Genomic DNA, 19,354 nt, shown 5'->3' on the forward strand with positions numbered 1-19,354 from the left:
AATGAAAGAAATTGCAGTTCTGGATTATGGCATTGGCAATATCCGAAGCATCAGAAACGCTCTGACTAAAGTTGGCGGCACTCCGGTGGTCACCAGGGACCCTGAAGTTATTATGAAAGCCGCGGGACTGATTATTCCCGGAGTTGGAGCATTCCAGCATGGTATGGAAAACCTGAGCCAATACAGCATGGTCGACGTTATCAAAGATTATGTCTCCACCGGAAAGCCCGTTCTCGGAATCTGCCTTGGTATGCAGCTGATGCTTTCTTCTAGTGAGGAAAATGGCTTCAGGGAAGGTCTGAACCTTGTCCCGGGCACAGTTACAAAAATCGCCCTCCCTGAGGAAAGCGATCTCCGGCTGCCACATATTCGCTGGAGCCAAATTCATCCTCAGGCAGGAGCAAGAACCTGGAACGGGCCGCTGCTCGACAGCAGTCATCAGGATCAATACTATTATTTTGTACACAGCTATTGCGCTCATCCTGAGAACAAGGATCACATTCTGGCTGTGACAGAATATGGAGATGTTGAAATTACCGCTGCGATCAAGAATGGAAACGTAATGGGCTGTCAGTTCCACCCTGAGAAAAGTGGCACTCAAGGTCTTTCCATACTTACTAATTTCATATCTCTGGCCTATAATCCATCCGAACAGAAATCTAACCAAAGGTAAAGTTATGCCTGAAGCTTATTACGGTCTTCCCGAAGAAGTTAAATTCTGCAAAAAATGCGTAATTTCAAATCAGCGCCCCAGTTCCACTGTCGAATTCAAACATGAAAAAGACGAGAAAAAACAAGTCATTGACTTTGGCGAGGACGGTATTTGTGCGGCCTGCCATTACAATGATGTCAAAGACCAGATCAACTGGGAGGCGCGCGAGGAAAATCTGCACAAGCTTCTGGACAAACACCGCCGCAAGGATGGCGGCTATGACGTCATCGTTCCCGGGAGCGGTGGTAAAGACAGCGCCTATGCCTCCCACGTTCTAAAATATAAATACGGGATGAACCCGTTGACCGTCACATGGGCTCCGCATAAATACACGGAAATTGGTTGGAAAAATTTCGAGAACTGGATACATATCGGCGGCCTGGACAACATTCTTTTCACGCCCAACGGCAAGCTGCACAAACTATTGACCGGCCTGGCTTTCCGCAATCTTCTGCACCCGTTCCAGCCGTTTATTGTTGGCCAGCGGATCATTGGCCCGCTGATGGCCAAGAAGTTCGGCGTACCCTTGGTAATGTACGGCGAAAACCAGGCCGAATACGGCAACAATATCGACGATAACTACATTCCGACCATGGACGAAAAATTCTTTTCCGTCCAAGACCCCATGGAAATGAAGCTGGGTGGACTTTCCATCTCTGAAATCATAGAACAATACGACTATACCGTTAATGACTTCACGCCGTATATTCCGCCGTCAGCCCAGGATCTGAAAGACAGCAATGTCGAAGTTCACTATCTCGGCTTCTACCTTAAATGGGATCCCCAGGAATGTTATTATTACGCAACTGAACATACCGGCTTCCAGGCCAATCCAGAGCGTACGGAAGGGACTTATTCAAAGTATAGCAGTATCGACGATCGTATCGACATGTTCCATTACCTGACCACCCTGATCAAATTCGGGATCGGCCGGGCAACATATGATGCTGCTCAGGAAATCCGTAACGGAAAGATTACCCGGGAAGAAGGGGTCCTTCTGGTCAAGAAATTCGATCAGGAATTCCCCAACAAATATTTCAAGGACTTCCTGGAATATATTGACATGGGTGAGGATGAGTTCTTCGAGACACTGGATAAATTCCGCTCCCCTCACCTTTGGGAGCAAGTCGATGGAGAGTGGAAGCTCCGCCACACTGTCTATTAACCAGCAGGCGACGGAGTCAGCTTTATGGCCAAACAAAAGTTAAAGGCACTTCACCTTGCCAGCTTCAATGGCAACATCGGAGATAATGCCAATCACATCGGTTTTCGCAATTCGATGAAACTTCATACTGATTTTGACATTGAATATACCAATCTTGAAATCAGGGAGTTTTATTGGGGACACAGAAAATTTGATCAATCTTTTGTCGATCTGGCCAATAAACATGATTTTCTCATTGTCGGTGGCGGGAATTATTTCGAACTATGGGTCGAAGGTTCCGCTACCGGTACGTCCATTGATATTGAACCTGGCCTATTCAAGAATATCAACGTGCCTGTCCTGATCAACGCACTTGGTGTCGACCCGGGCCAGGGTGTACCGGAAGCCAATCTTCAAAAGTTCCGGGGCTTTCTCGATATTCTCCTCGGTTCAGATCAATATCTTGTTTCGGTACGCAATGATGGCGCTATGGATACGCTACGGGAATATCTTCCCCCCAGTTATGGAGATGCCATCCACCAAATTCCTGATGGCGGCTTCTTCACCACAGTGCCGGATATTCAGCACTATGAAATTCCCAAGGCAAAACGCGTTATATCCATAAACCTGGCCGGCGATATGCTGGAAACCCGGTTTGCGACCGGCAAGCATATCAGTTACGATGACTTCCTTAGAGGTATGGCTGGAACACTGGAAAAAGTTCTGGAGAAAAATCCGGATGTGAACCTGGTCTTTATTCCCCATATCTTCAGGGATATTACGACAATTTCCCAGTGCCTTGAATATTTTACCGATCATTACCGCAGGCGGCGTATTCAAATGGCGCCCTATCTGCTCGGCGATCCGGGACAGGACTATATTTTCAGCCTCTATGCGCAAAGCGCGCTGGTTCTGGGAATGAGGTTTCATTCCAATGTCTGCTCCATCGGTCTGAATACCCCGACCATCGGACTTGTGAATTATCGCCAGATAGAAAAACTGTATCAGGAACTTGATTTGATGGAACGTACCGTCGAAGTGAACAAGGAAGGTTTCGAAGACAAACTCCTTGCCCTGATTGAAAGCAGTCTCGCCACACCTCAACCCATCAAGCAGACTTACGCCAAAGTCCGCAAGACACTTGAGGGGCAGCTTGAAAAATTCCATAATTACGTTAATGACTGGCTGAAAACGAACATTGAATAACGGTGAACGTTATCCGTTTATTCACCAAATGAACCGGCAGCACTGTTGATGAAATTCCTTGTCGTCCTCACATCCCAGCATCACATTGACCATCTTCCAGGTCTGGACTTCCAGGGGGCTACGGAAATCCTCCTGGCAGCCCTGGTTCCCGGCCTGATTATTACTGACGACACTATGGAATCCTTACAACTACGTATTGGAGCGCCTGTACGTTTCCATACGGCAGAAAGTCTTTCCCACAACATCTCACAAGTTGAGATCAGCCGGCTCGCCACCGATTTCACCCTGATATTGACAGACACTCTCCGCAACAGCGACGCCTGCAACAAGCTCACGGAAGAGACTGACAAGCTGGACAGCCAGGCCAATATGATGGCCCTGATCTTGCACCCCCTGTACAGTTTTGGCCTTTTCCTGAGCCATCTTCTGCAAAGTGAGAATACAGATAAAGTTTATCTGATGGGAAACCGGAAATTCAGTTTCAGCCTGCCGCAAAGGCCCGATGTGAAAACCCTGTATAATGCGGATGTCGCCTTCTGCCCTCTTGCTCGGGAAATCTGCGAATACCATGGGGCCGACTACCGGATTTTCAATGTTTCACCCGTCTTCAAAACCCGGCTGAAACTGGCCCTCAGGCATTTTCTGCTACAAATCTATAAGTTTCAGACAATTGTCCGGCGCCTGGCCGCCACCCCAGCCAACAACCTGGAAGAGATTGCGCCCGGCAGAAAGAATCTCCTGGTTCTGATCCGTGCAGAATCAGAATACTGGAGCATACGACCCCTGCTCCGCAAGATTGAAACCACAAGCGACTTCACTCCCGTTGTCATCCAGGATGATCTGGTGAAAAACCCTTCTGCCTTAAAGGCCCTTACGGCAAACAACGAGGAATTCATCCCCATTCATTCACAGGCCGGTCTCGGCCAGGCCCTTTCCTCTTGGGTCTCGCAATCCTTGAACCGGGCAAGACTGAAACACTGCGCCACCAAGGTCAGGGAATCCGGTTCTAATGAAGGCCAGCATTTCATCAGCGCCATACTGTTGAAACCAGACTTTACAAAAGAAATCATCGACACCGCGACGTGCTGTTTCCATGAGCTGGACTTATTTCAGAAAGAAATCACAGCAATTTGCAGAAAGCTGACTCCGGGCGCAATGATTACGCTTGATATGGTCGATCAATGGGTGGGGATCATTGGCAAGATTGGTCGCGGGAATGGCATTCCCTCCTTTACCATGCAAAATACGTCGCTTGACAAGATCATTTATCCGAAGCCTGTCTCAACGGATGTGTTCTGGGTCAGCAACAATAATATCCGCAACATTCTGCTTGATTCCCGCGCCACCCCTGAATCCGTGGTGACGACCGGGCTTCCAATGCATGACGAATTGCTCTTGTCCCTCACCCATGAGGAAGAGGATATTTCAGCTAAACGCGACATCGCTGCCGATAAAAAAATACTGCTTGTGGCCACCCAGCCTTTTGTACAAAAGTACCCCTATAACCTGAACCTGTTAACTGACTTGTGCCGGATTTTCAAAGGCCGTACGGATTTGTGCCTTTTGATCAAAACACATCCCAGAGAACATAAGGAAAACTATCTTAGCTTGCTCCAGAAGCTAAAAAAAGAATATGCCCTAGACATCAGGCTCGAAGGAGAAACAAACATTATCGATCTGATGTGTATCTCGGAGGCCATGATTTCCAGGACTTCCACAGCCATAATGACATCCCTGCTTGCCGGCATCCCGACAATTTCCTATATGGAAGGATATCAGAATGACATTCTGGACAGGTTGGACTATCTGGGCACAGATGCGGTCATCAAGGCCTATGATTTAGGTGAGTTAAAGGAAGTCTGCCAGACGATCTTTTCCCAAGGGCAGGAAAAGGACGCGTTCATGGCCGAACTTTCTAAAAAACGGCAGAACTATATCCGGGAATATGTGGGTGCCCCGGATGGAAATGCCAGTGAGAAAATACTGGCCAATCTCAAGGAACACATCGGAACAGAAACCGGCGGCGGACAATGAGCCAGAACAGATCGCTTCTGAAGGACATTTCCTTTAACAGTCTGGGTGAAATTGGGTCCCGGGTTCCCCTGACAATTCTGGAAATCGTCATGGCCAGGTACCTGGGCCCGGCTTCCTATGGCATATGGTCAACCATCCAACTGATCGTGAACTATAACAACTTCATCCATTTCGGTTTTCTTTCCGCGCTGGCTCGCGAAGAACCAGTCTTAATCGGACAAAAGGATTTTGAAAAGGCGGACCGGATCAGGAATGTGGTGTTCACAGCTGTAATTGCCATTACCATCCTTCTCGGTTTGTTCGCCATAGGCGGATATGCTCTTCTCAAGCCGGAACATCCGGAATGGGAAGAGTACGGCTCCTACATGTTGCTGATCTATATTCTATTTATTTGCCAGCAGACGTTCATTTTCTGGCAAACGACCCTTCAGAACAGATTCCATTTCCTGCTGCTCAGCATAGGCAAGCTTGTATATTCCTTCGGCTTTCTTTTCCTGGCCGTAATTGCCGTCATGAAGTGGAATATCATGGGGCTTATTCTAAGCTGGGCCGCTAGCTATTTCATCACCATAATGTTCTTCATGCTACGGGAACCGAGACTGATCCCGAGACCGGCTTTCGACGCCGGAGAACTCAGGCAACTATTTCTTGTCGGATTTCCGATCTTTCTGTTTGGCATTTCCAAACTTTTGATATCAACCATAGACAAGATCACCCTCCTCTCGCACCTGGGCACTGAACAACTTGGCTATTACAACGTTACGGCTGCCTTTCTCGCCGTGACCGTGCTTGTGGCAGGCCTCGTCTCCAGGGTGCTTGCACCGCATGTGATGGCGCGGGTCGGCGAAGGTAATAACACTGAAGAACTATACAGCTATTTTTCTACCAACAGTGAAAAAGCGGTCACATATCTCTCTCTTACCGCAGGACTTCTGGCAATTACCATCCAGCCTTTTCTGTGGTATATACTGCCGGAATATAGTGCCGGACGATATGTTGGCTTCATCCTCGTTTTTGCAGGTGTCCTTTCCGGCGTCACCCAGTTTCTTTCGTCTTATCTGATTGCCCGGCAACGTCAGAAAAAAATCCTGCAGCATACACTTGCCTCGCTGCTTGTCACTATAACCGCCATTTATCTTCTCAAATCATATGTCAATACCATCGAGATTTACGCACTTGGATCCGCCTTAGGATGGTGCTGCTATGTCTTACTCCTAATCGGGGAGATGCTCTCCACTACCTTCGGATCTCAGCGACTGTTTTGGAAAACTACCGCAAGAATTCTTTCCCCCCTTCTGATCATGACTGCGATCGCCGGTATATGTTTTGCAATCCAGGACATGACAAACCTGGGCAATATCGTCAAAATCGCTGCAAGTTACGGATTTTTTTCCTTGATGGTGCTCGCGCTTTCCGGAGTTCTCGGCATTAAAGACGACCTACGCCTTGTGAAATCAAAACTGACTAAGTAACAGCCGGATTACCTGAGCCTGTCAGAAAAAAGGGTGTTTTTCCTGTTTTCGAGGAACCAGTCAGCCATTTTTTTCGCCGCCAGGATATTCAGATGACCGCTATCGGCATACAGCATTTTCCCGGCCCGATCATAAGGCGAACAATAATAGCCCGCATCACACACAAAAAAACCTGTTGTCCGAATGACGTAAACATTTGGATATCGGGAAGCAGCTTCATCGAGAAATTCGTTGACAAGATGATGTTCATCCAGTGATTTCATACTGCAGTCTGTAACAGATACGACTCTGCGGATATTATCGCATTTAGCCATATCCCGTTCAAATTCAGGCACCTGTTGAAGCAAGAATACCTTTTCAGCATGTTGACTGGCGTACCCAATCGCATCCCTGAGCTCATTGATATAATTTTCATCACTCGTCAGGTTTCTGGACCATCTATTCGACAGGAAAACATATTTGTATTTTTTCGCTGCAAGAGATGAAACAAAATACTCCCTGAACCGGGCACAGAGCTCGCCGTTCAGACCTGTCTCCTTGACTTCCGCGGAGGGATAACAGGAGTTGGTGCTGATGGCATGGAAAGAAAAGTTATGGGCCTTGCCCAGTTTATCGAGAAATGGCTCGAAATGTCCTGCTGTTGAATCACCGAACAGGAGCGCCTGTTCAGCATCACTATTTTCACTTCCCCGTTGGCAGGTAAGATACTCCGGTTTAAAGGGTCTGTTTTCATCAGTATTTCCACCGGACGCATGACACCATCCATTCGTCAACAATGCCCTGTTGAGCTCTCCTTCGATACGCAAGTCGTTCTCAGAATTCTGAAGATGCGCCGCAATAAACACCACAGTGGCTGGAATAACATAATAATACAGTGACAGCTTGCCAAAGGGCAATCCAAAGCCTTTTCTGAAAGGTTGTTCGATAAATTTCCAGGTCAACCAGGAGAGAAGTATGCTGGCGCCTATCACCCCTAGTGCGAGAGCAAGACTTTGCTCGAACCTAAAGTAATTCAGAAACGCCAGTAACGGCCAGTGCCATAGATAGAGGGAATATGAAATCAGGCCGATAAATACCATCGGCCTGAAAGAGAGTATCCGCGCCCCAATAGTATCAGGATTATTTCCCGCATAAATCACCAGGGCAGCGCCAAGACAGGGAATAAAAGCGTTCACGCCGGGAAATAGGGAACGATCGTTCAACACAAATCCCGGCACTAACATCAATAACAAACCAACAGAAGACATAACCTGAAGAGCTGCGAGTGGCAGCCTTATACCTTCTCCAGGTTTTGGAATAAATGCCAGCAGGGCACCAAGAAGGAGTTCCCCGCCCCTGGTTGGTAGAAAATAATAGGCCGCATTCGGAACGTTTCGCGCCCCCCATTCCCCCAAACCGAAAGAAGTAATAGTTCCCAGGATTATTGTTGGCAGAATCACGCCAGCCGGCATAAACCTTACCAGAAGGAACAAACATGCCGGCCAGATAAAGTAAAACTGTTCTTCTACAGAGAGGGACCAGACATGCAGGAAAGGCATCTCGTCAATATTTGCCGTAAAATACCCAACTTCTTCATGCCAAAAATATATATTCGAGAGAAACAGTGTCGCAGACTGGATGCTTTCAGACAGTTTTACATAATCTGAGGCAAGGAATAAAAAATACCCCGCCAGCAAACTGGCGAATGCAACGGTAAAAAAAGCAGGAAGTATCCTTCTTATCCGGCGTCGAAAAAAATTTCTGAAGGTGAAACTGCCATCATCAAGATGCCGGTTAATAATTGATGTTATCAGGTATCCAGATATCACAAAGAAGATATCTACTCCGATAAAACCTCCCGAAACTGCTGAAAAGCCCACATGATAAAAAAGCACCAATAGAATAGCGATAGCCCTCAGACCATCAATATCGCGCCTGTAGGTCAGGCTTCCGACTGTACCGGAAACATTATAGTCCTGCATGCCGCTCGCTTTTCAATACAGTTCAGAAATTAAATACCCAGCTTCCCTCAACCGACACTTTTCTTTTGTCGGACCCAAAGGATTCAAAGCTCCTGTCAGCGTACCGCGCCGCAACACTGATATCGCCCAAAAACAACCGCCCCGAAACAGCCAGTTCGAAAATGTTTACTTTCTGGTTCTGTAACGACAACAATACAGTTTCACTACTGTCCCTGTTTATATCAGCATGGTAGAATTTGGCATCATATGCCCATCCTTCCTTGTCAATATACGTTGCAGCCAGGGAAAGCAGTTTGCCATCGCTTTCCACGGAATGCCCGAGCGAACGGCCTTTGTAACGATATCCGGAATGATAAATGGTATGTTCGTAGATCACATTCTCTATACGCTGACCAAATAACCAATACTCGGCAGATGTCGTATCCGTATATTCGCCTGTTAGCCGCCATTGTGCCCCATCCTCGCCCCATGGCCCATAGGCCGTTGCACCTAACAAGCGTGCGAAACGCTTGGGCAGGAACAACTTTCCGGCTTCATCCTCCGCCGTGCCCTCGGCGTATAGTTTTAACGTCGCATCTTTTCCTATTCCAAAACTATAGGCCATATCCACACTGGCCAGCTGGTTGCCCGGTTCTTCGAGCGTTCCGGAATTATCTACATCGCCGCCACCAATCAGGGCCTTGGCCCAGGTTTCCGCATCACACGGCCGTCCGTCGCCGCATAGCTGAATGGTTCGGCGCAGGCCGATTTCCCAGTTTTCAATCGGCTCAAACGTCCAGCTAATCCCCGCGATCAGGGCATCAGGCACATGGCGGACTTCTTCCATTTTCGCCACAAACAGCCTGAGCTGCCACGGCCCCATCCAGCTCAGCCATTTGGTCTGGAACGGTTGCGGTTCGGAACGCATCAGGCCGATCGACGGCATGGGACGGGCATTATTGCTGAGCAACAGGGTGCCTTCCCGGCCCGGTCCCCACCAGCGGTCGATGGCGCCGGCGTAGAGCTGCCAGTTGCCCAGTTCCTGAGCGATATAACTGCCATCCAGATGGCCGTAGTCTTCGCCATTGCCGTTTCGATATCCGCCGGCGATATTCACGGTCGTACTCTCGCCGTTATATTGAACGGCGGCAGATACATCCAGGTCATTGCGGGCGGTGCTGTCGAAACCGCGTATGATTTCGGGCTCGGTCGATGCCTGAAGACGGACTTTGCCGGCCCATTGCCCGGGAACTTTCTGCTGCACCCGCATCAGGGCGCTGCGCACATAGGCCGGGAGGTCCATCTCGTCGGCACGGTAAAGATTGCGGGTAATCTGTTTCCAGGACATCGGCCAGGTGCCCACCGGACCCGTAATCAGCTCATACCTGGCAAGCAGTTCCACATCATTGCGCAGCTGCATATCCCCCGCTTCGGCAAAGGGCGCAGCCTGGACAGAAGTTGTAACAGAAAAAAAGCTTAGGATTATTCCCAGAGATAAAGCGCTTAGTCGCATATGATATCCAGCCCCGGATTATTTCATTTTTTTGACAATAATCTTTTAGACCAGAGCTGAGCATTTCACAAGCATGCTCAATATTATTTGACGCGGCCCTTGCCGACACCGTGGTAGGTGAAACCTTCCTCCGCCGGATTGGCCTTGGCATAAATGTTCCTCAGATCGATGAGCAATGGCGTCTTCAGGAGCGTTTTCACCCGTTTCAGATCAAGGGCCCGGAACTCGTTCCATTCCGTAACAATGACAACGGCATCCGCCTCTTTCATGGCGTCATAGGGCCCGGAAGCATAGCGGACATCGGTCAGATAGTTGCGGGATTCCTCCATCGCCGCCGGATCGTAGGCATGGACCTCCGCACCGCTTCGCTGCAGAACCGGAATAATATCCAGAGCCGGACTTTCCCGCATATCATCCGTGTTGGGCTTGAAGGCCAGCCCCAGGATGGCAATTTTCTTGCCATCTACCGACCCTCCGCAGGCCTCGATAACCCGGTCGGCCATTTTCAGTTTGCGGTCCCGGTTCACATCTACCACCGCCTCCACAATTTTCAGCGGCACCTGGTTAATTTCCCCGGTTCGGAGCAGTGCCAGGGTATCCTTGGGGAAACAACTGCCGCCATATCCCGGACCGGCATGCAGGAACTTGGGGCCGATCCTTTTATCCAGCCCCATGCCACGGGCCACATCCTGCACATCCGCGCCCAGCACCTCGCAAAGATCTGCCACTTCATTGATGAAGCTGATCTTGGTGGCGAGAAAGGCATTGGAGGCATATTTGATTAGTTCCGAGGTCTCCCGCGCCGTATTGACGATCGGTGTCTCATTGAGATAAAGCGGGCGATAAAGGTCACGCATGATCTCCCGCGCCCTGTCGCTGTCGGTGCCGATAACGATCCGGTTGGGCCGCATGAAGTCCTCGATCGCCGCACCTTCCCTCAGGAATTCGGGATTGGAGGCCACATCAAAGTCCGCATCAGGGCGGATGTTGCTGATCAGCGTCTCGATCTCCCGGCCTGTACCGACCGGCACAGTGGATTTGGTCACCACCACCGTATAGCCCTCCAGCAGTCTTGCGATCTCCTCTGCCGCCGCATAGACATAAGACAGGTCCGCATGACCGTCACCGCGTCGGCTCGGGGTGCCAACGGCAATAAAGACCGCGTCTGAACCGGGCACCGCCTCGGCCAGGTCGGTGGTGAAATGCAGGCGCTTCTCGCGGACGTTTTTCTCCACAAGCTGATCCAGGCCAGGCTCATAGATAGGAATTTCGCCGGCTTTCAGCCGTTCGATTTTTTCCGCATCCTTGTCCACACAGATGATTTCATGCCCGAATTCGGAAAAACAGGTTCCCGAAACTAGGCCCACATATCCGGTTCCCACCACTGTCACACGCATCGTCTATTTCCGTCCTAAAGTGTCTTTTCTGTCATAAAATTCAGAAGACCTTCCCTGAGGTCATCCCGCTCCAGGCCAAAGACAATGTTGGCCTGAAGGAATCCCAGCTTATCGCCGCAATCGAAACGACGACCTTCAAACCTGAGACCGTAAAAATTCTGCGGCCGCAGCATCTTTGCCATGGCGTCCGTAATCTGTATTTCCCCACCAGCACCCTTCTCCTTGCGGGAAAGATGATCAAAAATTTCCGGCATCAGGATATAACGGCCGATGATTGACAGGGTAGAGGGCGCCTGGTCTGGGTGGGGCTTTTCCACCAGACCCCGGATTTCCACCAGATTGCCCATTTCCTCACCCGGATCAAGAATGCCATAGCGGGAAGTATGTTCCCGCGGCACTTCCATCACCGAAACAACGTTAGCGCCGGTCTTTTCGTAAGCCGCCACCATCTGCCTCAGGCAGGGCACCCTGCTTTGCACCAGATCGTCCGGCAGGATCACGGCAAAGGGCTCGTCGCCGACAATATTCCGGGCACACCAGACCGCATGGCCCAGGCCAAGGGGCGCCATCTGCCGGGTAAAGCTGTAGTTGCCTTCCGGCGGCAAGGACGCGAGCAGCGCCCCAAGGGCCTCATCCTTGCCACGGCTCTTCAACAGGTCCTGAAGCTCATAGGAATGGTCGAAATGATCCTCAAGCAGCCCCTTGCCGCGGCCGGTGACGAAAACAATTTCCTCGATCCCCGCCGCAAGGGCTTCTTCCACCGCATACTGGATCAGCGGCTTGTCCACTACTGTGAGCATTTCCTTGGGCATGACCTTGGTGGCCGGCAAAAACCGGGTTCCCAGTCCCGCGACCGGAAAAACAGCTTTTTTGACAGGTTTGTTCATTCTGATTTGGTCTCTCTTAACGTTTCTGGCCCGGATCAGTGCATCCGGCGACCCCATTCCATATATTGCCGGGTCAATTGCTTGCCCTCCTCGACCGCAGGCTGGTCAAAGGGGTTCACATCAAACAGATGGGCACCGATAATGGTCTCCAGCATGAAATGCATGATCAGGCCGCCCATGCTGTATTCATTCAGTTTTTCCAGCTTGAGTTGACGCACCGGTTTGTCGTGGCGGCTTAAGGCTTCCATGGTCGCCCGGGCCTCGGCAGCAACCAGGTCTCCTACCGTGCGGCCGGACATATAGCCGAGTTCAGGGTCCGAGGCGAGCTTGTCATCAATCACCGGTCCCTTGCCGTTCATTTCGGTGGTAATGAAGGTGAAAAACTTGTCATTGGGTCCATCCAGATAGAGCTGCAACTGGCTGTGCTGATCCACCGGTCCCAGCGCCCGCACCGGCGTGGTGCCCTTGCCGGCCTTGCCCACGCTCTCGGCCCAGAGTTGCTGGTGCCACTTGGCAAAGGTATCAAGCCTGCATTCGTAAGGCATCAACACGTTTATGTTGATACCCTCTTCCGCACAGCCGTATATGGTAGCTGCTCCAACAGCCGCCGGGATATTTTCGACTTCATCTGTCTCCAGACAGTTCATCAGCACCTCCCGGGCGCCACGACGGGTTTCCCGAATATCCAGACCGGCAATGGCTGACGGCAGAAGTCCGACAACAGACAGGGCCGAATAACGCCCGCCGATATCCTGTGCATGATCAAAGATAGGCAGACGCCAGCGGTTGGCGAAGCGGCGCAAAATATTGTCGCCCGGCTCCACAATCACTGTGAAATAGTCGGAAAGCTGTCGTCCGTTTTTCACCCGCTCCAGCATGACCTTCACCGCAGACAGGCAGGCCATCATCTGGGCAAGGGTTTCGGCTGTGCCGCCGGATTTGGAAATGATCAGGAAATGAGTAGACGCCAGATCCAATTCCGACAGCAGCGCATCCATTGTATAGGGTCCCAGGTTGTCGGGAAAATGGATGCGCGGATACTGGTTATTGTGGGAAAAACGGTTTTCTTTGAGCGCCACCAGGGCATGTGCACCAAGACTTGACCCGCCGGTACCCAACACCACCACGTCGTTGCGACCATAGCGAATGGTTGCCGCCAGACATTCAATAGCCGGAAGATCTTCTGCATGATCCAGCGGACGAAGAAAACCGTACAGAGCATTTTCCCGTTTCTGGGTCTTCAGGAATTCCACTGGCTCCGCCGCCCGGGCAAAAACATGAGACAGGTCCCGGTCTTCATGTGCTCTTATTTCCTGACTGTACGACATACGCACCTTTCGGCTGTCTCGACAATGTAGCGTGCATCACAACTGCGCTAACGCCCTGTTCCTCCTTATAAATAGCGCCAATTATTTCAGGTTGGTGATTGTCCCGTGGAGTTTTTGTGACAGCCCGGGATGTAACGGTTAGAAACCCACCCGCCACATTACCTCCACATCAAAACGGTCTTCTCTCTGATCCGGTGAATCGGGCTGATCATTCATGTAACGGGTTTCGATTGACGCCGTGCCGAACGGCGTCGCCAAGCTGCCGGAAAGCTCAAAAATATCCAGTTTTTCGGCGCTGGCGCTAACCGGGTTATAACCACCCCCGTCCCGGTTCAGATGTGCGCTATGCCAAGCGAATGAGGCTTCCCAGTTCTCGCTGCCGTAAACCTCCGCACGCAAGGAATAAAGCTTTACGTCATTGTCCAGGCTGTGGCCCAGGGAACGGCCTTCATAGCGAAATCCAGAGTTATAAATACTGTGGTTATAAAAAACATTGAAGTCCCGTTTCCCCGTAATGATCTTGAATTTGGCACTGGTATCGGAATATTCCCCCGTCAGGCGCCACTGCAGACCGCTTTCCCCCAAGCCGCTATAAAGCGACGCACCCCAGAGAGTTGCGAATTTGACAGGAAGATAGCCGCCTTCATCCTCGCCTATAAATTCGAAATAGGCGTTGAGATGGGTATCTTTGGCAAGAGAAAGACTGTAGGAAAAATCGAAGCCGCCAAGCTGATTGCCCGGCTCATCCAAAGTGCCCGTATTGTCCGCCGGACCGCCGAACAAGGCATCCGTCCATGTACTGAATCCGCAAGGCCTGCCCTCACCACAAACCTGGATCGCCCGCATGGCCCCCAGTTCCATATTCTCGATGGGGGAAATCTTAAGCCTGATCCCCATCACCAGCGGATTGGAAATCGTTCGATCCTCTTCCATTCGCGCCAAAAACACCCGGAGATCCCAGGGCCCAAGCCAACTCAGCCACTTGCTCTCGAACGGTTTGGGCTCACTGCGCATCAGACCCACCGACGGCATCGGCCGGGCGTTATTGCTGATCATCAGGGCGCTTTCCCGGCCTGTGCTCCACCAGCGGTCGATCACCCCCGCATAAAACTGAAAAGTACCCCATTCCTTGGCAAGGTAACTGCCATCCAGCGGCACCTTGTCTGTTACGTCATCGTCACTGCTGTATCGATAGCCGACAACACCTTTGGCGGAAATCGTATCCCCATGAAGTTCCGCCGAAAGGGTGGCATCCACATCCGCCCGCCCGCTGTGGCCGAACCCACGCAGAAGGGCTGGATTATTGGTGCCCCGCACCGTCAGGAACGTATGGAATTCCCGCGGAATTTTCCCCTGCACCCGCATCAGCGCCATACGCACATAGGCGGGCAGGTCATTTCGCTCATCCGCCTTATGAAGCTGAGCGGTAATCTGCCGCCAGGTCAGCGGCCAGGTCATGACAGGCCCTGAAATAAGGCCGTATTTCGCCAGCACCTCCACATCATTGCGCAGTTGCATGTCCCCCGCCTCGGCAAAAGGAGAGGCCTTTGCCGGTACAGCGGCTAAAGAAAAAACAATAAGGATTAAGAGCGCTCTGAACAATTTCCCACCCCGTTATTATTGTGCGAAAGGCACTGGATTAATGTCTCTGTAATCTTTAGGCTCTATATGTTTCAGAAATGATACAGCGGCTGTAACAGACTGATCTGAAAGAGGAATGGATGAAAATTCTGGTCACCGGCGGAACCGGCTATATCGGAAGCCATACGGTTCTTGAACTGCTTCTGGCAGGTCATGAAGTCACCGTCATCGACAACCTCTGCAACTCATCCCCTGAATCCCTGCGCCGGGTACAGAATATCACCGGCCGTAACACCGTTGACTTCCACGAACTGGACATCCGGGACCGGGAGGGGCTCGACAAGTTATTCGCCGAAAATGATTTTGACGCCGTCATTCACTTTGCCGGGCTGAAAGCGGTCGGGGAATCCGTTGAAAAGCCGCTGGAGTATTATGAGAATAATGTCGGCGGCACCGTCACCCTGTGCCAGGCCATGCAGCACGCCGGGGTCAAGACCCTGGTGTTCAGTTCCTCCGCCACCGTTTACGGCGATCCGGCCAGTGTCCCGATCCGCGAAGATTTCCCCACCGGCGGCACCACCAATCCCTACGGCACCTCGAAACTGATGATTGAGCAGATCCTGGAAGATTTCCACCGGGCAGATAACGGCTGGAATATCGCCCGGTTGCGCTACTTCAATCCGGTAGGCGCCCATGAAAGCGGCCTTATCGGCGAAGACCCCAACGACATACCAAACAACCTGATGCCCTATATCACCCAGGTGGCGGTCGGCAAGCTCAAGGAACTGTCCATCTTCGGCAATGATTACCCGACCAAGGACGGCACAGGAGTCCGGGATTTCATCCATGTCGTCGATCTGGCCAAAGGCCATCTGAAGGCATTGGACCGGCTCATGCAAAACCCGGGGCTCGTGACCTATAATCTCGGCACCGGCACCGGTTACAGCGTGCTGGACATGGTGCTGGCCTTTGAGCGTGTCAACGGGGTCAAAATCCCCCATAAATTCACCAACAGGCGCGAAGGCGATATTGCGGAATGTTATGCGGACCCTGCCCTCGCCCGGCAGGAGATGAGCTGGCAGGCGGAAAAGACGCTGGACGACATGGTCCGGGACGCCTGGAACTGGCAGTCAAAAAACCCAAACGGTTATAAATAAAGGCGGCTACACATAAAAAAAGCGGCCCGGAAGCCGCTTTTTCTTTCTTCTGAATTCTGAGGATCAGCCCTCGATCTGATCGGCAAACTGGCCCTTGGGACGCCAGTGCTCCATATAGGATGGGAGCACGGCTTCCACCGGGGTGCCTGTCATACCAAGGCTTTCGAGTCCCTTTGCCCCCTTGCTCACCACATTATCCTTCTGCAGCAATCTGACCTGGTCAATGGTGACTGGTGCCCCAGGCAGCATGCCGAGGAAGAAGGCCATGGTCAAGGCCACAGGGGACGGCAGGTCGACAAGCGGAACATCATTCATGGTTTCCCGGCAGGTGAGCTCGATAATTTCCCGCATGCTATATGTCTTCGGCCCGCCCAGTTCCAGGACAGTGCCGCAGAGCGCATCATCGCCAAGCGCCCGGACAATCACATTGGCCACATCGCCCACATAGACCGGCTGGAATTTGGTCCCGCCGAAAAAGACCGGCATCACCGGCAGGCGGCTGGCCATGGCGGCGAAGCGATTGAAGAAGTCGTCACCGGGGCCGAAAATCACGCTCGGGCGCAGAATGGTGGCGGACGGGAAATAATGCTTCACCGCTTCCTCGCCCTTGGCCTTGCTGCTGGCATAGACGCTGTCGGACTCGGCATCGGCGCCGAGCGCAGACATATGCACCAGTTTTTTCACACCTTCTTCAGCCGAATACTTGGCGATAATGGCCGCGCCGATGGCCTGGACTGTGTTGAATTTCTGCTTGCCGGACTGGCTGAGAATACCCACCAGGTTGACTACGGCGTCGGATCCCCTGATGGCGGCCCGAACGGATTTTTCATCACGCACATTGGCCTGAACCACCTGAACCTGCCCCACGTCGCCCAGGGGCTTGACATGCATGGCGCTGTTGGGATGACGCACGGCCACCCGGACGCGAACGCCGGATTTCGCCAGATGCTGGACCAGGGTGGTGCCTACGAATCCGCCACCCCCGAAAATAGTAACAAGACGATCAGCCATATCGGTCTCCGGAATAGTCTTTTTCAAAGCCGGTCCGCCCCCTGTCAAAGCGGGGCTTTTCCGTATAAATCCAAGAAAGTCTTTTAGACTTTAACCGGACCCGGCGTAAAGTGGAATTTAAATTTTTCATATTGCCCTTGACTTTCTTTTTCTCAAGTCGTAACCAACTGCACACACCAACCGTGCCCAGATGGCGGAATTGGTAGACGCGCTAGCTTCAGGTGCTAGTGTCTGTATAGACGTGGAGGTTCGAGTCCTCTTCTGGGCACCATTCCCTTCCCGAAAATAATCAAAATTACCGCAGTTTTCCTGCCGTCGTGACGTCATGTTACTTCAAGTTGTAAATTATTATACACCGGTTAACCTCTTATATGATACGCTTTGGAAAAATACGGGAGCGGACCCCATGACCATCAATACGGTTACAGCACAGGGAAACACATACGCCCTGTCCCGGACGGGACAGAAACGGCACACGTCCGCCCCCTCCGCCCGCACCAACGCTGAAGAGACCCAAAACAGGAAACTGGGCGAGATGAAGTCGGCTCTGGCTCAACTGCAGGCCTCCCGCAAGTCTGACAGCGAACTGGCAGCGCAACGCAAGGCCCGGGCCCGGGAGAAAATCGCCCGGCTCAAGGAACTGATCAAAAACCTGAAGATGATGGCCGCCACCAATCCCGAAGCCGTGGCCAGGCAGGCTGCCCGCCTCGCCCGGGAATTGAAACAGGCGGTCAAGGATTATGCCGCTGCCGGTGGCACACCCGATACGGGCATGAGTGTTTCTTCCTCCGACCTGCCGCAAGGGGAACGGGCTGGCGCGGAAGGTTCAGCGGAAACTTCGGCAGGGGAAACGGAAAGCACCGCCAAGGAGGCCGAACAATTATCGTCCGAAACGGAAGCCGGAACCAAAGACGACGCGACCAGCGCCAAAGAAGCTGAAGACGCCCTTGAAGATCCCCTCGCCGCGATGCGTCAGAATGCCGAAGAAAAAATTGCTGAAATGCAAAAGAAAGCGGCAAAGGATGAAGAGGATCGGAAATTCATCCGCGAGGTCAGGGAACTGGCCCGGGACCTGAAACAGCTGCTTGAAAAGGCCAAAAAACAGCTAAAAAACGAAAGCAAAAAGGACGACAACCGGGAGATCAGGGAGGGCGAAAAGGCCCTGCGGGACGTGGAAAAAACCCTGAACGAGATTTCACAGGGCAATTCCCTGAGTACTGCCACTGTCGCTGCAGCCGTTAATATTCTCGCCTGAAAGATCTTTCTTTACTTCAGCAGCCAGGCGTTCTCCACAGCCGGGCATAGCCCCTTAAGGCCACCGGGCACGTCAGTGCTCTCTAAAAGCTCTATCTCATAAGTCTTGCCGTAATGTTGCGCGACTTCCTCGTCACTCAATGAAAAGGGCGGGCCATCCTGCAAACTCTGATCATAGACAAAGACGATCAGAAACTGCGGGGCTGTGTTGGTAATGCTCCGCAGGTGTGCCGAATATTTCTGTCGCATCTCCTTCGGCAGGGCCACAAGCGCCGCCCGGTCATAGATGGCGTCCACCTGCCCCAGCAGCCCGGACGTAAGATCAAAAATATCGCCAACGAAGATATCGATACCCTCGGCGCTATAGAGGATCAGGTCCCCGACCTCCGAGATGGCGGGCGTGACGTCCAGTCCCTCGAAAAATTGCCGGACCGCGATTTCGCTCAGCTCCGCCCCGACGACGCGGTAACCCTGCCCCAGAAGCCAGGCCATATCCAGCGACTTACCGCAGAGCGGCACAAACACCCGGCTGCCCCTGGCAAGGGCCAGCCTGTCGAAATGGGCGGCCAGCATCACATGCGCCGCATCCTGGTGAAAAGCGATGTCCAGCTGTTCCCATTTGTCATGCCAGAATTTCGGGTCCATTGAGGGCTCCTTGAAATTGTGAGAGTTGTTGGTGTAAAAGACAGGATTAAGGTTCAAGTCTACCCGAGATCAA

General features: G+C 51.9%; 15 protein-coding genes and 1 tRNA gene. 8 read left to right on the forward strand and 8 right to left on the reverse strand.

Annotated elements, in window-relative coordinates; genetic code table 11:
• Position 1 precedes the first annotated feature (1 nt).
• Genes hisH through ACN0YD_RS09490 form a run of 5 tightly spaced genes read left to right on the forward strand, consistent with a single transcriptional unit; the run spans position 2 to position 6,568 of the window.
• On the forward strand, positions 2-673 hold the full coding sequence (hisH, locus tag ACN0YD_RS09470; protein WP_417319162.1) for an imidazole glycerol phosphate synthase subunit HisH: 672 nt from the start codon (positions 2-4) through the stop codon (positions 671-673).
• Between the two features lie 4 nt (positions 674-677).
• Positions 678-1,877: an N-acetyl sugar amidotransferase gene (locus ACN0YD_RS09475; protein WP_417319164.1), complete on the forward strand. Its 1,200-nt coding sequence runs from the start codon at positions 678-680 to the stop codon at positions 1,875-1,877.
• A 24-nt stretch (positions 1,878-1,901) separates the two neighbouring features.
• Positions 1,902-3,062: a polysaccharide pyruvyl transferase family protein gene (locus ACN0YD_RS09480; protein WP_417319166.1), complete on the forward strand. Its 1,161-nt coding sequence runs from the start codon at positions 1,902-1,904 to the stop codon at positions 3,060-3,062.
• A 48-nt stretch (positions 3,063-3,110) separates the two neighbouring features.
• A complete protein-coding gene (locus ACN0YD_RS09485) occupies positions 3,111-5,096 on the forward strand; it encodes a CDP-glycerol glycerophosphotransferase family protein (RefSeq protein WP_417319167.1) in 1,986 nt (661 codons plus the stop codon).
• A complete protein-coding gene (locus tag ACN0YD_RS09490; protein WP_417319169.1) occupies positions 5,093-6,568 on the forward strand; it encodes an oligosaccharide flippase family protein in 1,476 nt (491 codons plus the stop codon). Before ACN0YD_RS09485 ends, ACN0YD_RS09490 begins: the two co-directional genes overlap by 4 nt.
• 8 nt (positions 6,569-6,576) lie before the next feature.
• Here the strand turns inward: ACN0YD_RS09490 and ACN0YD_RS09495 are convergent, their stop codons facing one another.
• From ACN0YD_RS09495 to ACN0YD_RS09520, 6 genes are all read right to left on the reverse strand, one after another.
• Positions 6,577-8,529: an acyltransferase family protein gene (locus tag ACN0YD_RS09495; protein ID WP_417319170.1), complete on the reverse strand. Its 1,953-nt coding sequence runs from the start codon at positions 8,527-8,529 to the stop codon at positions 6,577-6,579.
• Positions 8,530-8,551: 22 nt separating this feature from the next.
• Positions 8,552-9,928 (reverse strand): capsule assembly Wzi family protein, encoded by a 1,377-nt coding sequence (locus ACN0YD_RS09500; protein ID WP_417319172.1) that lies wholly within the window; start codon positions 9,926-9,928, stop codon positions 8,552-8,554.
• Positions 9,929-10,104: 176 nt separating this feature from the next.
• Positions 10,105-11,418 carry a UDP-glucose dehydrogenase family protein gene (locus ACN0YD_RS09505; protein WP_417319174.1) on the reverse strand — a complete coding sequence of 438 codons (1,314 nt, stop codon included), beginning with the start codon at positions 11,416-11,418 and terminating at the stop codon, positions 10,105-10,107.
• A gap of 14 nt (positions 11,419-11,432) precedes the next feature.
• The gene (gene galU / locus ACN0YD_RS09510; protein WP_417319176.1) at positions 11,433-12,305 is read right to left on the reverse strand and encodes a UTP--glucose-1-phosphate uridylyltransferase GalU; all 873 of its coding nucleotides are present in this window, start codon (positions 12,303-12,305) and stop codon (positions 11,433-11,435) included.
• 35 nt (positions 12,306-12,340) lie between these two features.
• A complete protein-coding gene (locus ACN0YD_RS09515; RefSeq protein WP_417319177.1) occupies positions 12,341-13,633 on the reverse strand; it encodes a glucose-6-phosphate isomerase in 1,293 nt (430 codons plus the stop codon).
• Positions 13,634-13,771: 138 nt separating this feature from the next.
• Entirely contained in the window at positions 13,772-15,151 is a 1,380-nt protein-coding gene (locus ACN0YD_RS09520) for a capsule assembly Wzi family protein (protein WP_417319179.1), read from the reverse strand.
• Between the two features lie 203 nt (positions 15,152-15,354).
• Between ACN0YD_RS09520 and galE the strand changes: the two genes are divergently transcribed.
• Positions 15,355-16,371, forward strand: coding sequence for a UDP-glucose 4-epimerase GalE (gene galE / locus ACN0YD_RS09525; protein WP_417319181.1), 1,017 nt, complete (start codon positions 15,355-15,357; stop codon positions 16,369-16,371).
• Between the two features lie 63 nt (positions 16,372-16,434).
• Here the strand turns inward: galE and ACN0YD_RS09530 are convergent, their stop codons facing one another.
• On the reverse strand, positions 16,435-17,382 hold the full coding sequence (locus ACN0YD_RS09530; RefSeq protein ID WP_417319183.1) for a complex I NDUFA9 subunit family protein: 948 nt from the start codon (positions 17,380-17,382) through the stop codon (positions 16,435-16,437).
• Positions 17,383-17,566: 184 nt separating this feature from the next.
• Here ACN0YD_RS09530 and ACN0YD_RS09535 point away from each other — a divergent pair.
• A tRNA-Leu gene (locus tag ACN0YD_RS09535) sits at positions 17,567-17,653 on the forward strand.
• A 135-nt stretch (positions 17,654-17,788) separates the two neighbouring features.
• Positions 17,789-18,637 (forward strand): hypothetical protein, encoded by an 849-nt coding sequence (locus ACN0YD_RS09540; RefSeq protein WP_417319185.1) that lies wholly within the window; start codon positions 17,789-17,791, stop codon positions 18,635-18,637.
• A gap of 11 nt (positions 18,638-18,648) precedes the next feature.
• Here the strand turns inward: ACN0YD_RS09540 and tmpT are convergent, their stop codons facing one another.
• The gene (tmpT, locus tag ACN0YD_RS09545) at positions 18,649-19,281 is read right to left on the reverse strand and encodes a thiopurine S-methyltransferase (RefSeq protein ID WP_417319187.1); all 633 of its coding nucleotides are present in this window, start codon (positions 19,279-19,281) and stop codon (positions 18,649-18,651) included.
• Between the last annotated feature and the right edge of the window lie 73 nt (positions 19,282-19,354).

The sequence above is a fragment of the Emcibacter sp. genome, assembly GCF_048269205.1.
GTDB lineage: Bacteria > Pseudomonadota > Alphaproteobacteria > Sphingomonadales > Emcibacteraceae > Emcibacter.

Excerpts from the sequence above, each read along its gene's own strand:
- ACN0YD_RS09515 (WP_417319177.1), bottom strand. The coding sequence starts at position 13,633 with ATGTCGTACAGTCAGGAAATAAGAGCACATGAAGACCGGGACCTGTCT.
- ACN0YD_RS09485 (WP_417319167.1), top strand. The coding sequence starts at position 3,111 with ATGAAATTCCTTGTCGTCCTCACATCCCAGCATCACATTGACCATCTT.
- ACN0YD_RS09505 (WP_417319174.1), bottom strand. The coding sequence starts at position 11,418 with ATGCGTGTGACAGTGGTGGGAACCGGATATGTGGGCCTAGTTTCGGGA.
- ACN0YD_RS09540 (WP_417319185.1), top strand. The coding sequence starts at position 17,789 with ATGACCATCAATACGGTTACAGCACAGGGAAACACATACGCCCTGTCC.
- hisH (WP_417319162.1), top strand. The coding sequence starts at position 2 with ATGAAAGAAATTGCAGTTCTGGATTATGGCATTGGCAATATCCGAAGC.
- ACN0YD_RS09475 (WP_417319164.1), top strand. The coding sequence starts at position 678 with ATGCCTGAAGCTTATTACGGTCTTCCCGAAGAAGTTAAATTCTGCAAA.
- ACN0YD_RS09495 (WP_417319170.1), bottom strand. The coding sequence starts at position 8,529 with ATGCAGGACTATAATGTTTCCGGTACAGTCGGAAGCCTGACCTACAGG.
- galU (WP_417319176.1), bottom strand. The coding sequence starts at position 12,305 with ATGAACAAACCTGTCAAAAAAGCTGTTTTTCCGGTCGCGGGACTGGGA.
- ACN0YD_RS09490 (WP_417319169.1), top strand. The coding sequence starts at position 5,093 with ATGAGCCAGAACAGATCGCTTCTGAAGGACATTTCCTTTAACAGTCTG.
- ACN0YD_RS09500 (WP_417319172.1), bottom strand. The coding sequence starts at position 9,928 with ATGCAGCTGCGCAATGATGTGGAACTGCTTGCCAGGTATGAGCTGATT.
- galE (WP_417319181.1), top strand. The coding sequence starts at position 15,355 with ATGAAAATTCTGGTCACCGGCGGAACCGGCTATATCGGAAGCCATACG.
- ACN0YD_RS09530 (WP_417319183.1), bottom strand. The coding sequence starts at position 17,382 with ATGGCTGATCGTCTTGTTACTATTTTCGGGGGTGGCGGATTCGTAGGC.
- tmpT (WP_417319187.1), bottom strand. The coding sequence starts at position 19,281 with ATGGACCCGAAATTCTGGCATGACAAATGGGAACAGCTGGACATCGCT.
- ACN0YD_RS09520 (WP_417319179.1), bottom strand. The coding sequence starts at position 15,151 with ATGCAACTGCGCAATGATGTGGAGGTGCTGGCGAAATACGGCCTTATT.
- ACN0YD_RS09480 (WP_417319166.1), top strand. The coding sequence starts at position 1,902 with ATGGCCAAACAAAAGTTAAAGGCACTTCACCTTGCCAGCTTCAATGGC.